Genomic DNA, 16,449 nt, shown 5'->3' with positions numbered 1-16,449 from the left:
GGCGCGATTCCGGCAATTCGTATCGAATCCTCATCCCACGAAAAGTATTGCGCCTGTGCCTCGACGTGCGGCACACCGTCACGACGTACTGTCCGGATCCGGCATTGGTACCAGGCTGCTCGGCTCACCCACCCACATGAGCGCAAGTCTGTCGCGCGCACGGGTAGCCGCGACGTAGACGAGTGACCGTTCTCGTTGCACTGCGTCTTCTCGGTCGCCCTCGGGCAATTGCGCGATGACGTAGTCGCGCGGCATCGAGGCGGCGCTGGCGCCGACCAGGATCACGTCCGCGAATTCCATGCCTTTGGCTCGGTACATCGTCATCGTCTGGACACCGGTCGACGCAGCTGTGCCCGCATTGTCGACGAACGTCGCCGTGATGCCGCGCTCTCCGAGAACTCGTGGCAGCGTCGATGCCTCCTTGTTCGCAGGCGTGAGCAATCCGATGGACGACGTCTTCCCGCCACCCCATTCGTCGATCTGTTCGGCGAGCTTGTCGTAGAGGTCCGTCACGCTACTTGCGCGAATCATCGACGGCGACGGGCCCGTTCGGGCGGATCGGTATCCGGTGGCGTTCTCGGGCTCGCCGTCGAGGTCGACGAAGTCGTCCCCGCTCAGGACGGCGAGAGCGTAGTGCAGGTTCTGTTGCGTGGTGCGGTAATTGAGTGTGAGACGGCGCGAGCGACCGACGATGGCGATTCCGACGTTCTTAAGCACGATCTTCTGCCCGTAGATTCGCTGATGCGCGTCCTCGGCGAGGAAGAGATCGTTGGGTCCGGGCTCGACCAGAGCACGCAACAATTGGAACCGCGTCGAGGTCAGATCCTGTGCCTCGTCCACGAGAACGTGATCGGCGACGCTGCGGCCCTCGCTGGTGAGGACTTCGGCGGCGATGGCGGCTTTCTCTTCGAAATCCGCGCTGCCGGCGGCTGCGGCAGCAGCCCGGTAGCTTTCGACGACATCCCACACGGCGTTGCGACGGGCACGATTCAGCGCGACTCCTCGGCCTCCCCGGCGTACTCGGAGGTACTCGTCACGCTCGCGAATGCGCTGGGGTAACACCACCATGCTGTACTCGGTCTCGAAGAAGGACGGGACGGCCAGGTCCGGCGGGAGCGCGGCCCCGCCCACCGCGATGGCGTTCTTCCACGCATCATCGACTCGACGGCCGAACACCTCCGAAGTCCGCGGACCCAGAACGCGGCCCACCGGTCCGACCTGGTCTGCGGTGCTGTCGAGACTGGACCGATGGCGGTGGAGCAAGCGGGCGGCGATGCTGTCGACGCTGGCCACGAAGACGCCGGGCTCCCCGACATCCGACGCCAAAGCGAGAGTCGGGTCGAGAAGGCGAAGCTGCTCCGTCAGGCTGTCGGCGAGCGTCCGGTTGAACGTCGTCAGCACCACGCGTGCTGTCGGGCTCTGCTTCATCAGATGACGCGCCCGGTGAACGAGAACGACGGTCTTGCCGGTTCCCGCACCCCCTGTCAATCGGAACGATCCTCCGGCCTGGTCCTTCTCCACCCACTTGCGCTGTTCCGGATGCAGGAAGACCCGCCAGGCCGCGAAGTCCGCAGCTTCGATCGCTGCTCGCAGTTCTTCGTTGTCGTCCACGAACGCGAATTGCATTCGTGCGGCCGGGTGCTTCAGAGCCGCGATCAGCTGCTCGTCATCGGTTCCCTCGGTGGGTACCTCGTCGCGGAGTGCGTAGCGCTCCCGGACGGTGGACAGACCGGTGCCAGTGGCCAGGTCCATGAACGCTTCGCCCTGCCAGGTGGCGGGCGCGGTCTGCGCGTACGCAATGACCTGGTCCTCGTCGCCCACATCCAGTGCGCCGCCGGCGAAGTCCGCATCCATTCCGATGTCGGTGAGATCGTCGAGGGTGAAACCCCGAGCTCGCAGGGTGCGCGGATCCTCACTGGCGGGAGCCTCGCGAACGGCCGCGGGCGGAACAGGATTCGCCACCGCGGCAGGGGCGTGGGAGAGCTCGGCGACGCCGTTGCGGGGATTGATCGTCAAACGACGGGTGCGCGCGATCTCGATCGCCTCGTCATGCGGGTACGCACCAACGAACACGAAAATGCGATCCCGGTCCGGATCGGTGATCTCGAACAGGACGGCGCGCCAGAAACTGTCGACACGGCCGGTTCGGGCGCGGGAGTCGGCCGAGCCGACCATCGGCTCGATGTGCAAGCCCGACCGTTCATGGGACTGCATCAACTTCTGCAGAAAGGCGAATACCTTCCTCTGCACGCTCCCGTCGATATTGTTGATGTCGCCCAGCACGATTTGCGGCACTAGCTTCCCCTGTTCCTGAACGAATCGAGATCGAGTGCGGCAAGCGCAGACTCACGGTCGGGCGCGCATACGGTCCAGCCTGCAGTCTGCAAACTCACGCGGTCGGAGTCGGTCAGTTCGACATCGCAGACGACCCGCACGGCCGGCCACGACAGCTCGACAGGAAGACCGTCCACCTCTTCGCCGACCACGGGAGCGGGCAAACCCGCATCCGCGAGTCGAACGACGACACCCTTGACTGCGTCGGTCACCTCGTCGAACACGGACTGCCAGTCCGCGGGCAGACTCACCGCTCCGTCCCCAACCCCCGTGGACGGGGCCGCGGGGGGAGTCGGCGCTGCCACGCTCATCGACGCGGACTCCAGATGGCGACGAGTGGTGAGCACGGCCGGTCGCTGCCGGAGCTGGAGGAGGTTCGACCACAGCAGCCATTCGCGCCACGCATCGGCGGCGTTGTCGCCCAACGCCTCGTCGGCGTCGTCAAGCACGACTGCGATCTCGCAGTCATGGAATCCCGACGACGGAACACGCACGGCAACTGCAACGGTCGACGACCTCCAGACCACGGTGTCGGAGTTCTCCACGTGCGTCGTCGCCCCATCGAGCGCGGCGAGCGCCAGCAACTCCACACGTGCTCCGCCTGTCCGCGCACCGGACGCCGCCAGGACAGGGAGGGCCAAAACGGGGAGGAAGTGAGCGAGGGACTGCCGGGGAACAGCCGTGGGTGCCTGAACCCACGCGACGAGGAGGTCGAGAGCTGTGCCGAAGACGAGGTCGAGCGAACTTTTCGCGAGACCGTCGCCGGCGAAGCCGAGCACGCTCGGGACGTGCTCGCGTCCGAGCGCCGCGCTGTCGACCGGTGTTCCGAGCAGATCGTGATGGGTCACCGCCACCACCTGATAGCCGCCGTCGCGCAGGTTTCGGCGCTTCTCGGCATCGTCCGCTAGACGGTTGTGCGCCGGTGTGGCATGCCACCGGCGCCCGTCGGTGAAGATGGCCGTGGGCGGAACGCCCGGGTTGACCGAGGTCAGCAGGAAATCCGGTTTCGAGCCCAGGATGTTCTCCTGGGGCCGCATCGTCCACCGGTTCGTGGGACCGAGCGCGATGCCGAGGACGATGCCGCGATCCGACGGAGCTTGTGTGACGTGTGCCCCCAGCGCCTCGACACGACGGGTGAACTCGGCCCTGAAGCGTCGCTCCAGTGCGGATTCCGGATCGTCGTCGACGGGCTCGTCGTCCACGACCGTCCAGGTCATCGCTGTCGGCAGGTCGCCGTCGTCGGTCGGCGTTTCCTGCCCGGTCAGAATCGTCCGCAGGTGTCGCTGGGCGGCACTCCGAGAGGTGTACCGCACCTCGGCCGGCGCGGCGAAGGGGAGAAGGCATTTGTCGCAGGCGAGTTTGCCATCACCTGCACAGGGGCACGTTGCCACCACCCGATAGGCACGAGCCAGGACGTCCCAGATGTTCTCCGGTGTCGCGAGATCGGCGAGGTATCCCGTGCCCCCCGGTACGACATCGTGGACGAGAAGGCTCGGCACCGTGGTCCCCGATGACGTCGGGTCGTGCACGACGACCACCTGAAGGTGGTCGGGGTCGCCGCCGATGCGCTCGCGGAGACCGACCAGAAGCGCGGACGAGAGTGAGGGAATGGCGAACGCGTCACCCCAGGTCACCGACGCGGGAAGACGCAACACCAGCCCCTCCGTGGTCAGCGAGCGTGCCAGGGCGATGGACACGGTCGACTCGGTGGGCGCCTTGCGGAGGGAGCACCACGGCCGATGCTCCTGGGGGTGGTTGCGCCGCGTGTCGGTATCGAGCTTCCCGCACTCCGAGCACACTCTGAACATGGTGGCTTCGACGTCGTGACCCGCCAGTTGCCGCGTCGACCCACCCACGCGGCTACCTCCGGTGTTGATCCACCGGATGGTCATGTCGCGTCGGTGGGTGACGCCGAATCCGAGCGACTCGACGAACCATCGTGTGACGAAACGCGTCGGGTCGATGTCCGCGGCGGTCACGATCGTGAACGGAGTTCGTTGCCGCTCGTCTCTAGCGTCGTCGATGGCCGCCTCGTCCCGGCGAATGACGGCGGACACATTGGTCAGTTCGACGACCGCCAACGACTGGCCTGTGTCGGCGAGTGCCGCTGTGCCGCAGCGAGGGCACGAGCTCGGCGCGGTAGGACCGGCGGCGGGCTCCGCGACGTATCCGCATGCAGGGCAACACGTCCACGTTCGGACGGCGTCGTTGTCGATACCGAGGTCGACGGCGTCGATGTCGATCGCGTAACCCCCTGCGTAGAACGTCGAACCGGGGGCGAAGTCACGCAATGCCTGAGCAGACGAACGCGTCAGTTCGAAGTCCGTCTGGCGCCAGTCCGCCGACGTCGGATCGATCCAATGGACGGCGACTGCAAGCGTGACCGAGTCGTCGAGCAAGGTGTAGTTCGGCAAAAGGCCGAACGTCTCGAGCGCGCTGATCCAGTACTGCGACCGTAGGGACGCGAGTTGCTTGGCCACCAATCCGACCGCGACACGGGCAGTACGGTCGGCGGCCTTGTCGTCCTCGGTGGCTGCACTGGACCGAGCCTTCGCGCCGAGTTCGGGGAGGCTCGCCTGAATGGCGGCGCTGCGGTGCACGAGCGTCTCGACGCGGTGCTTCCACTCGGCGGACGCCCGGTGGCACCGCTTGGCCAGGTCGCTGGTCCCGGGGCCATCGACGGGGCGGGGGAACGCCTCGAGGCGCTCCGTCACCTGCGCATCGAGCCCCGAGAAGCCGGACAGGAATTCCGCGACGAACGCGTCCCCGTTGGTCTCGGCATCCGCGATGAGCTGTCCGAGGTACGAGTCCGGGCCGGTCGCGGCGAGCGCCTCCGAGATGCTTCGTGGGTGGACGCGATCGGAGCGGCGTGCCGACCGGTCGGCCACCGACGCCACGAACTGTCGCCGGAGTATCTCCTCTGCGTCCAGGTATGTTGCGGGTGGCCGGACTGCTCCGTTGATGGTGGTGGTCGGTCTGCTGAACCGAGGCAGCTGATCGCCCCGTCCCGTCACGAACGCCAGCGCCACGGCGTTACCGGTGAGACGCCCGGCACGCCCCACGCGCTGGACGTAGGACGCCACAGATCGCGGGAGTGACGACAACATGACGGCCGAAAGGTCACCGATGTCGATACCCATCTCGAGCGTGGGTGTCGCGACAAGCACGTTCGGTGCATCGGGCTCCGGGTCACGCGACTTGAACTCCGATTCGTAGGTCAACCGGGTTTCGTCGTCGAGCAACGACGTGTGCTCGCGGGCGACAACGCGTCGAACATCGTTGTCGCGATACATGTCTCGGTAGAAGTTGTCGGCGATCGCGTGCGGTTGCATCGTGCCGACGCATCGATCGAGGAAACACGGCCCGTGGGCGAGTTGCTCCGTGGCCGTTCGACCCAGGACTGTGACGTCCCCGCACAGCGAACACACCAGCGAGGCCGAGGGCGTCGCGATCGCACTGTCCGACAGAGGGAACACGACGACGGCGCTGGGTGCGAGTGCGAACGTCCTGTTGCCGCTTTCGGTCGCCGACTCCCCGATCCACCCGTCGCGCGCGAGGCGTTCCATCACCGTCCTGGCCGCCACGGCACCTTCGGCACGCGTCAGTCCGAGGTTCTTCGCGGCCCACTGCGCGTGCCATCCCCGCTGGGACGCCACCGGTTCGAGGTCGGAATCCGACTTGCTCGGAGTCCCGATCAAGGGAAAACCGGGTGCGGAGTTTCCGCGGCCGAAGGCGGGCATGCCCTCACTGCGCGGGCGCCCCCCGGTCACCCGCCAACGCGAGCCGTCCTCGAAGCGGAATTTGTCGAACCAGACGTGGGCAATGGCCCCGCGCAGCCGCATGTGCTCGAGCACTCCACGAACCCAACGGACGACCTGCTCGTCCGAGGCGGCATCACCGAACGCCAGCTGGATGCCGGCCGATTCCGTTGCCGCGCGGCCGACAGTGCGCAACGCGGCCACCGGGACGGCGACTTCGGCCACGGCCGTACCGGTTCGGCTCAGGGTGCGTCCGACGGTCGACCGGAGGCCGAACTCGAGGGACAGGTCGAGCAGAAGCCGTTTCGCCACGCGGGCACGGGAGTCCCCCACCTGATGGAGCCGCGGCCGGCTCCAGAACGTCGAGAACTCGGGTCGATCCGCCAGATCCGGCGGCAGCAGTCGGTACCGGGCGTGCTTGTCGTCTCCGGCGTCGGTGATCATGCTCTGCGACAGGGATTCGAGATCGATGCCCGACCCCGGGATCGACTGCCGGATGAGCGCCCGGAGTGTGAGCGACCGTGATCGAGCTTGAACGAAGCCGGCCCGGTGCGCGGCGTCTTGGACGCTGTCGGTGAAGACGAGGGCGCGCTTCTCCGCCGAGTCGAGATCGGGGGTACCGAACATCGTCGACAGCGAGACGGACAGCATCGTGGCGATCGCAGAACCGAGAAACCGGATGCCGTCCCTCTGGCCGCACGACGGACAGACGTCGCGTACGGAGTTCGTGCCCGCGTCCGCACCGAGGTCGACGAGCACCGGTACGGCCCCACCCTCGGCGATGGTGGCGTCATCGGGTCGCTGAGTGACGATACGTCGCTCGGCAATCACGAGCCATCCCACCCGTGCGTCACCGGGGGCGTCGGCTGCTGCTTCTGCGCTGACCGATTCGAGCGGGAGGTCGCCCTCCGCAGGGGCGTGGATCAAAGCGCGGAAGCGATCGTCATTGGCGGCCCGACGACGACGGATGGTCGTTTCGTCGCCGTCGAGGTCGGCGCCGGTCGGCGCCAGGACGACGCCCCATCCCGACCGGTTGCACAGCCGGCAGTACACGGCGGGAAGTGTCGGCGGCGCGTCCGATTCGCCGTCGAGCGGGTCGACCGCGACTCCGTCGTCGCTCCACACGAAGGACGGCGCGCCGGCTACGGCTCGGTCGAGTCGGGTGAGTTCGCGGACCCAGAGGTGCACGTCGACGGAGACGGCATCGCGGTTGGGTCCGTCCGCGCGGATGTGGCTGAGGGCCGTGATCACAGCGCCGAGGGCCAAGCGTCGACGGCGACGATCGTTCCCGTCCGGTCCACGGGTGACCGGATCGACGGGCGACCGAAGCTCGGTCGAGCCCTCGAGGGCAGTGGGCTCGAAGACCCCCGAGTCGACAAGCTCGTCGAGAGCCGTCGCGTTCGTCGTCGAGGCGACGAGTCGTGCTATCAGCGGGTGGGAGCGGACGATGTCGAGTGGTGTTGCGCCGTCCGCGCTGGATCGCCCCGGTCCCGACAGGGCGGCGCAGACGCGGGAGGTGACGTCCGCGGGGCCGTCACCCTCGGCGGCCTCGGCAAGCGCGAACACCAAGCTGTCGTCGATGGAAGCTCGGGTCATGGGTGGGTGGCCGGCGGTGACGTCACCCAGTCGGGACCACTCGTCGATGCTAAGGCGGGACTCCGTCACGACGCAGTCTGGGCCGAACGCTTCGCCGAAGACGGTCTCGGCGAAGTCCAGCATGGCAGTCGGATCGCCACCATCGCCCAGCGTGGCCGAGGTTGCGACAGGGGTGACCGTGCCCAGCGGGCCCGATCCGGTCGTGACAACAGCGTTCGCGCGGTTGGCTCGAAGCGTCATGCCCAGGCGACGCAGCAGCATGGACACATCGGTGCCTTGCGCGCCGTCGTAGGTATGGAACTCGTCGAGGACGAGGTATTGCAGGCTGTCGGCGCTCTGCTTCCACAGTCCCGCGTCCGCGCTGCGGAGCAGTAGTTGGTCGAGCATCTTGTAGTTGGTGAGGAGGATGTCCGGGGCGACGCTACGAATGACCTCACGGTCGGTGATGAGACCGTCCGCCGTGACGATCGTCCGCTTCTCACCGCTCTCGCCCGTGTAGAGGGCGGCGGTCACGCCGGCGAGAGCGGGACTCGACGCGATCAGCCGCGCGAGCCTGCCGGCCTGGTCGTTGGCCAGGGCGTTCATCGGGTACAGAACGATGGCCTTCGTGCCGGTGACGCCTCGCCTCTTGGCGCGCTGCACGTGGTCGAGAATCGGGTACGAAAACGCTTCCGTCTTGCCGGAACCGGTGCCCGTGGTGACGAGCGTCGGTTGCGGCCGCACGTCTTTCCCGTCGGGACGGCGGGAGCTGAGCCGCTCGAAGGCGGCGGCCTGGTGCCCGTACGGCGTGAAGCCCTCGTACCACTCCAGGTGATCACGCCACCCGTCCGCCGCCGGGCGGAACGGAAGACGCAGCCGCACATAGGGTCCTCGGAACATTCCGTGCTCCGCGTCCGACAGGAAGTCGTCGAGCGCGCGCCGCGCATCCGGGTCGGACAATGCGAACGTCGTCCCGAGGTAGTCGATCAGACTCGCCGCGATCCGATCTGCTTGCGCCAGAGGCAGCAACTCCGCCATCAGTGCGCCCCGATGTCGGTGGTGCTCCGCTCCGGCGGGGTCCCGCCGACGATGCCGAAGCGGCGTTCGAATTCGGCGTAGGCCTCGCGCATATCCTTCTCACGGTCGAGGAACTGGAAGGGCAGCTCGTACACGTAGGTGTTGCCTGACGCATTCGTCGCCGTCCGCTGGTCGACCGTCAATCGGTCGCCTTTCCTCCGCCACTCGACGAGCACGGACTGAGGCACCAGACGTCCGTTGGCGTCGTATAGGTAGGTCTTGCGGTCGTAGCCGTACAGCACCGGGAACTGCGTGCGGTAGATGGTGCACAACTCGTCGGCGGTGAGGCCGAGGCCCAGCGCCACCAGAGCGTCTATCTCGACCAGCGCGCGGCGGCGCGCAGAACTCAGACGAAGAAATTCCCGGGGATCCCAGTTCGCTGCTGGCATCACCCTCGACACCACGGGCTCCCATGATGAGGCAAGGGCCCAATGGTCATCGAGACCAGCTTTATGAGAGATCGCACTCCAAAATGACGAGAACCGTTCCGTCACGCAAACAAGCGAAGCTACTCGTCGAGCGACCGCCGCTTGTAAGGCACTCTCAGCTAAATACGGAAGCCTCACAGCCGTATTAGCACGAATATGCTTCTTGGGCGCCGACCTGATTGCAAAATCGGAGATAAGCGAGGACATGGAACCCAACGCTACAGCCAGGCCAATAAGCGATTGTCCGGCAACCGATGCCGAGAATACCCCGTCCACGTGAGTTGCACCCGGTGGCGCTAAGGCGGGTATTAGTGTCCGCTCACCCGTGTTGGCCGCCATCGCACGCCAAACGATTCGATAGCATTCCCGCGCCCGGACGGTACGGAGAACACCGTTTTCGTCGGGCACCTCCCAGGTGGTGTAGGCCGCGTCGTAGCGGGCCCGGTCGCCCGCAGGCTTGTAGGACGTGGCGGGAATCCAGTTGGGCGGGAGGGCCTCCAGGTCGACCGGCGACCAGTCCTGGTTGTTCCGCATGGTGGGGTTGGGCGTCTTGTACGCGGGATTGCCCACGTGGATGTGCGGGCCCTGCAGGATGACGTCATCCCAAGAATCGGGCACACCCCACCCGGCGTCGAGGAAGCCCTTGGTTCGATCATTTTTCTCATGCCAGCCGGCGGAGAACAGCAGCCCGAGGTCCCCCAGACGCGGCGCGGCGGCGAGCTTTTCGAGTACCGCAGCCGACGCAGAGTTGACGGTGTAGACCATGCGGCTTCGGCGGGCCGGGACTTCGTCGTCCTCGAGGACGCTCTTCCACGACTCCAACATCTCGTCATCAACGGTGATGATGCGACCCGCGTGCGGCCGAAGATCCCAGTTTCCGTCGGGATCCTTGAGGCCCGGCTCGGCTCCGCTGCCGTCATGGACCAGGGACCGTTCGATGGTGTCGGGGTGATACACCGAGGACGCCGACTTGAACCGAATCGGGCCGACGTCGCCGTAGACGTGGATGCCGTAGGAGTTGTGATGATCAATCTCGTACAGCACGAGCTCATTGACGAAGTGCCAATGCCGCCTGAGCCGCTCGTACGTGGCCTGGCGCAGGGCACCGGCCTTCTCGTCGGTGAAGTGCGATTCGGGATGCACGAGAGTGACCACACCGGCTGCGGTTCGATGCTGCCATGTGCGTTCCATGAAACAGCGGTAAAGATCGGGCTGCAGGCCTTCCAGGTGGGGGTACTGCCGACGATCACCGACGAATGCCGCGACGGCAGCGACCTCGGATGTGCCCGACACGGCGAGGTCTCGGACACCTGGCTCCTCCAGCACGGCCGCGCGACGTGACTTGTACTCGGCCTGGGTACTTTTGGTCGCAAGCGAGAACCACGGATCGCCCTCGGACAGCAACGCGTCGACGTCGGATCGCGGACGGACCCACGGCGGGTTTCCCACCTGCAGGTCGAAACCGCCGCGCCGAAAGACAGAAGCGAAGTCGAGTTCCCAGTGGAAGAACCCCTGCCTGTCGGCGATGCGCTCGGCCACGATGAGCCAGGGGTGGTACTTCTTGACGTCCTGCATCGCCTTCGCGCCGGACAAGGTGCGGTCGAAACCCTCCGCGGTCTCGAGATCATTCCAACTGCGGATGTCGAACAGGTCCAGCTGACCGTCTCGCTTCTCACGGGCAGTCCGGTTGATCGGGCTGCCGAGAAGGTCGGTCAGGGTGGCGATCCACTCCGCCGTCGTGGGCGGCGCAACGATCTTGCCGTCGACCCTGACATCTCCGTCGACCAGCGGCCAGAACCACAGAGCGCACCACGCGTCCATGACGCGTCGGAGTCGTCGATAAGCGCCGTCCTGGTCGGCGAGACTCGCCTCGATCTCCGACCTCGTGACCACGGCGCCGCGGTCCGTGGCACGGGGTTCTGCACCCCACAGATCGAGGTTTCGCGCGACCTGCGCCTCCGCAATCTCGAAGCGCCGCGTGGCCAGGAGCCACAACGTTTCCACCCGCGCTGCGAGACCGGCCAGCGCCGACAGCTGCGCCGCGGTGAGCGACGGCCGGAGCGATTTTCTCCACTCGATAACCCGAGCGAGCTGCGTCGGCGCAAGGTCCTTCGCGTCTTTCGCCGCGGTGGTCGATCCCCATCCACTCGTCGGCACGAGGAAGTGGTGGATGCCGTTCTTGGGAGCACTCAGTGGATGGCCCGGCGCGACCTCGTCCAGGCGGACGTCGACCGGGGTGGCGTCCAACCATCCCCGCGCTCGCAGCTCTGCCCCCGGGATGAGCGAACGGCGAGCACCGATCAAGGAGTTCCCCCGGCGCAGCCGCAAACCGAACCACGGCGCTTCGAGATCACGCACCATCAAGTCGAGCCACAGCGAAATTTCGGCAAATTCCACGGCCGTCGCGTTGAGGTCGACCCCGTAGACCTGGTGGAGGGCGATCGACGCCTTCACCTTCTGCAACTCGATGGGGTACCGCTCGGGATCGATCTTTTCGCCGCGTTCCTTCTCACTCCGCGTCAGGTATTCGCGGGCGAGTTGACGTACGGCCTCGATCGCGAAGGCACCGGAACCCAGAGCAGGCTCACACACTGTCAGCCGCAGAATGTCGGCAGCGGAGGTGGTTTCACCGTTCTGATCGAGGAGCTCGGCGAGAGCCTGCCCCACCGTGAATCGGGTGAGTACCTCGGGCGTGTAGTACGACGCCGACTGCTGACGTTCACGCCCCGCCAACCGGAAGACGAACGTGCCCGTCTCGTGACGGACGGGCACCGATTCACCGGTCCTCCCGTCGACAGTGCGCACGTAGTCCGCAGCCGCCACTCCTTCGATGCGGCGCTCGGGCACCACCCACGTCCCCTTGGACGGGTCACCGTTCTTCGCCACCTCGTACAGAGGTTCCTCCGCGAGAAATCCGGTGTAACTCATCAACCCCTCGTAGACCGCGCCGAGCTGGTTGATGCCAAGTTCTGCGTACGAGATGAACCCGCGGTCTCGACCTTTCGACTCCTTGCTGAGCAACAGGTGTCGCAGGACGCGCTGCATCGCGAGGTTGCTCAACCGCACCTCGTCGATCAGCGCAACGGCCCGGGGCGAGAACAGGTCTGCCTCGAGACGACGGAACACCAGACCCTCCGCAGCGCTCGGCCCCTCGCCGCGACCGTCGTACCCCTGGTCGACCCGCCGGCACAACAGGCCGAGCGAATCGAACAGGTGGGTTCCGCTCTCCGACCGCGGTGTTACCAGGTCGACGAGTAGCAGTTCGCGAAGCCGGTCGAGGCTGTATCCGGCCGAGTAGGTCGGATCGCCCACCGGGAGCACGCCCAGCTCGGGCTTGGCCTCCGCGTAGAGAAGGAAGAGGACGCGATAGAGCAGGCGGAGCGACTGGCTTCCGAGTTCCCGCGCCTGATCCGACGTCAATGCCGGGAGTTCGGCGTCGGCGCGACGCTTCACCACATCGTTGGCAATGATCTCGATGGACAGTCGCACACCCTCGCGGAGGTCTTTCGACACCCCGACCGTGTGCTTGGCCGACTCGTCGATGACCGACGCCCACCACACGTCGCCCTCGGCGTTCGGGGCGAGGGTGTCCGCGGACAGACTGGCAAGCGCGCGGTCGGTTTCGCCACCTCGCTTGTCGTCGGCACGCTCGGCAACCAGTCGTAGGTCCACGACGAGGTAGCGGCCTTCGGGCCAGCGACCACGTTCGGTCAGCAGGGCCAGCGAACCCGCGAGCACCAAGGCGAACCGGGGTCCGTCCTCGTCGGTGAACAACCGCGACAGCACCCGTGCCACCGATTCGAACGAGTCCGACCCCTCCGGATCCGGCCGGAACGTCGACAGCAGGGTCTTCTCGTCGCGCGACAGCAGTTGCTCGACGGTCAGATTCGGCGCTGCTTCGATGATCGCCAAGGGTGCGGGGCCGGTGAGACCGCGTGAGGTGACCGTCCGCACGGGCCCGGGGTCATCGATCGTCGATCCGACGCGATCGATCTCGAACCGACCCGAACCGGCACCGGTGTAACCGAGAACATCCAGCAGATCGCCGTACAACCCGTCGAGGATCGACGCGTCCGAGTTCTCCCCGAGCTGCAACATCGTGCGTAGCAACGCCCCCCGGTGATCGGAGAATCGTGTCCGAGGCGTGGCGTGACCCTCCGCACGCTGCGCGTCCCACTCCTTGCGCATGCCGAGAACGCGAGCATGAAATGACTGCGATGTCGCGTCCGTGGTGAAGTAGTGCTCGCTGACGAACTCCTCGCCGAGGACGAATGCGTCTGTTGCAGAACTCATCAGGCGGGTGTCCCGTCGACGTTGGGGAGGACGACCATCAGCGGGCGCACCAGTCGTCTATCCGGATTCATACTGAGCGCCGTTTCTTTCTCACGCGAGACAGCCGTGGTGCGTGCCACGAGGTCGCCGACGGTCCGGACGCCTCGACGCTTCGCCTCCCAGTCATCCATGCGCGTCACCCACTCGTCCACACGGGCTCGTGTGTCGTCCCGGATGGCCTGCGACTGTAGTTCCGCCGCCGCGTCTGCAGCCCTCACTGCCGCGGCCACCACAGGCTGCAGAACCGACACATCACCGAGGTCGCCCGCATTGATCTGTGACAGGCCTATCGCTGCGACGACATCCGAGAACGTGGGGTGCGGTGCCGTCATGGCGGCATCCAGCATCGTCGTGTCACCGAAGCCGACCGTGTACCACGACGCTCCCACCACTTGACCTCGGTTGTTGGTCAGCGTGCTCTGCACGACCACGGTCACCCAGGGAACGTCACCGCGGACGGCATAGATGCTCCGCCGACCGAGTTCGGCCAGCACGCGGTCGGCGGCCCACTCGAGAACCGGGTGCAGTGGCGCGAGGTAATGAGCTTCCGGCCAGTCCGACGTCGACGTACCGGAGCGCGCTGCCAGCAATTCGTCCTCGGCCTTGGCTGCGGTGAGCGCCAACCGAAACTTCTCGTCCACTCGGCGCGCCCGCAGGTAGGACTGTGGCAGCACCCGGAGGCGCTGCGTCAGGTCGGTCGGGGGCACCAGGCTCGCCACGGTCACCGACTGCATGTCCCAGGACACCCCGTTCGGCGGTGGCTTGCCGGGGGTCGACAACACCTGTTCGAGGGCGGACGACAGAAAGTCCACGTCGCGGTCGAAGAGCCCCGATGTCCCGTCCGTCGCTTCGTCCGGTCGCGTCGCCGAGTCGACATCGGTCCTCGCGGCACCGGCCGCCAATTGCGCAAGGAGACCGTCGATGCCGCCACCCTGCGTGACCGCGCCGACCGTCTTCACTGCGTCCTCGAGTGCGATCTCGCCGGCCAGGACCCGTCGGATCTCCTCCTCCTCGGCCTTCACGTCGTATCGGCCCATGAGAGAGGATGATTCGCCCAGTGCTCGGTGGGCCTCGTGCTCCCGCTCCACCAGACGGGTCAGCACCCGCAGGTCGCCCGCGAAATGCGGCGTCGACGGTGTCAGCAGCAGGGTCACGATCTGCGGCCGTTCGCGTTGTCCGAACCGATCGATGCGACCGTTGCGTTGCTCGATGCGAATGAGGCTCCACGGGATGTCGAAATGCACCAGGTGGTGGCACTGTGAATGAAGATTGACGCCTTCCGACGCGACGTCACCCGTGACGAGCACCCGCACGGGCGACGAGGCCAGCTTGAAGGCCCCCACGATCCGCTGCTGATCGACATCGCTGAGACCGCCGTGGAGCACCGCGACCTGACCGATGTCGTCACCGTTCGACGTCGTCATCGACAAGTCGACCGCCAGTGCCGCCTGCAGCGCATTCAGCGTCGCCACCCGCTCGGCGAACACGACCACTCGTGTGCTCGACGATGCGGATACTCCGATCTCGCGCAAGTGCTTGAGCAGCGCCTGATACTTCGACGAGGTGCGCACCGTGTGGTGCTCGGTCAACTCGAGAAGGGAATCCAGGGCCGCCGCTTCTCGCGTGGCGGACGGGTCGGTGGTGTCGACGTTCCGGCGCCGTTGCCCCACCGACTGCCGGAATGCTTCCGGGGAGGACAGAAACGCCTTGGCGAGCACCCACGGGAACAACCGCGACCGGTTCGACGACGGTGACCCGCCTTCACCCGGCCAGAGCCACACGTCCTCGAGCTCTCGCGCGACAGCGTCTTCGTTCGGCGTCGCCGGCACCGTGATGTTGCGCGGCTTCATGCGCTCCGCCCAATCGGACCCCACCTCGGCGGCGACATCGGGGTGGTGACGATGACGTCGGATCACGAGCTTCTCGACCTGGGTCAGATCCAGTTCACCCGTGGGAGACACCGCGCTCGGGTCCAGCATGCGGACCAATTCCGCGAACGACTCCGCGCGCCCGTTGTGGGGCGTCGCGGACGCGAGGATGAGGGCATCGGTGCGCGACGCCAGCAGGCGAGCCAACCGATTGTTCTGGGCCGCCGTGTTGGTGACGTTGTGCGACTCGTCGATGACCACTGCATCCCAGTCCTGGGAGCGAAGATGTTCCAGGTAACGATCGCTCTTCAGCGTGTCGATGGAAATGATGACCCGCTTGTAGTACGTGAAGGGATTGCGGGTCGCGGGGAGTATTTGGCGGATGCGCTGAATGCCTGCCGAATCCAGCCGGACGAACGGCAGCGCGAAGCGCGTCCATAGTTCCATCTGCATCTGCTCGAGAACGTGCTTCGGGGTGACCACAAGGATGCGGTCGCCGCGGCCGCGTCGGGCCAGCTCCGAGAGGATCATGCCGATTTCCAGCGTCTTCCCCAGGCCCACAGCGTCGGCCAACAGGATGCGCGGCCTCAGCTTGTCGGGGTTCAGGGCCTGCCGAACAGCCTTGTGCTGGTACGCCAGTGGGCGCGCCACACCACGATGCGCCGTGGTCAACGCGGGCTCGGAGATGGGGACAGGTGTCTTGCGCACCATCGCATCGAGCCACACGCGCGACCGCCGAAACTTCTCCGACGTATCGGCGACCACCGTGACGTCGGTCGGCGCGACCTCAACGATGTCGTCCAGACCCGTCGCGAACCGCGCCGACGTGTCGCGAACCAGTTCACTCAGACCGATGACGTCCACGATGAACCCGTCGGAGGCCGGCTCGACTCTCGTCACCAGCCATTCTTCGTCTCGCACCTCGACGATCGACCCGGGGGCCGCGGTGAAAGGAGTGGTGGAACCGTCAACGCTCGCTGTCACACACCGATCCTGTCATCACGTCGCCGTTCTCGGCGCGGAAGCCCCGCACCCACCCGATCACCGTAACGGCCACGCGCATCCGGGATGACCGTT

The 16,449-nt window shown here is 66.3% G+C and carries 4 protein-coding genes; all 4 read right to left on the bottom strand.

The window, feature by feature from the left end; all coding sequences use genetic code 11:
- Positions 1-78 precede the first annotated feature (78 nt).
- From A3Q40_RS03175 to A3Q40_RS03160, 4 genes are read right to left on the bottom strand one after another with little or no spacing between them, the layout of a single operon-like run.
- Positions 79-2,250, bottom strand: coding sequence for a UvrD-helicase domain-containing protein (locus A3Q40_RS03175; RefSeq protein WP_235606411.1), 2,172 nt, complete (start codon positions 2,248-2,250; stop codon positions 79-81).
- Positions 2,251-2,294: 44 nt separating this feature from the next.
- Positions 2,295-8,705: a DEAD/DEAH box helicase gene (locus A3Q40_RS03170; RefSeq protein WP_068099762.1), complete on the bottom strand. Its 6,411-nt coding sequence runs from the start codon at positions 8,703-8,705 to the stop codon at positions 2,295-2,297.
- Positions 8,705-13,465 carry an Eco57I restriction-modification methylase domain-containing protein gene (locus tag A3Q40_RS03165; protein WP_068099761.1) on the bottom strand — a complete coding sequence of 1,587 codons (4,761 nt, stop codon included), beginning with the start codon at positions 13,463-13,465 and terminating at the stop codon, positions 8,705-8,707. Before A3Q40_RS03165 ends, A3Q40_RS03170 begins: the two co-directional genes overlap by 1 nt.
- Positions 13,465-16,356, bottom strand: coding sequence for a helicase-related protein (locus tag A3Q40_RS03160; RefSeq protein WP_082833722.1), 2,892 nt, complete (start codon positions 16,354-16,356; stop codon positions 13,465-13,467). The genes A3Q40_RS03165 and A3Q40_RS03160 overlap by 1 nt, the downstream gene beginning before the upstream one ends.
- Positions 16,357-16,449 lie beyond the last annotated feature (93 nt).

The organism is Rhodococcus sp. PBTS 1 (genome assembly GCF_001620025.1).
In the GTDB taxonomy this organism is placed as follows: Bacteria; Actinomycetota; Actinomycetes; order Mycobacteriales; family Mycobacteriaceae; genus Rhodococcoides; species Rhodococcoides kroppenstedtii.
This window is presented reverse-complemented; position numbering and strand designations above follow the sequence as displayed.

What these genes read in the sequence shown, in the direction of transcription:
- A3Q40_RS03170 (WP_068099762.1), bottom strand. Translation starts at nt 8,705, where the DNA reads ATGGCGGAGTTGCTGCCTCTGGCGCAAGCAGATCGGATCGCGGCGAGT.
- A3Q40_RS03165 (WP_068099761.1), bottom strand. Translation starts at nt 13,465, where the DNA reads ATGAGTTCTGCAACAGACGCATTCGTCCTCGGCGAGGAGTTCGTCAGC.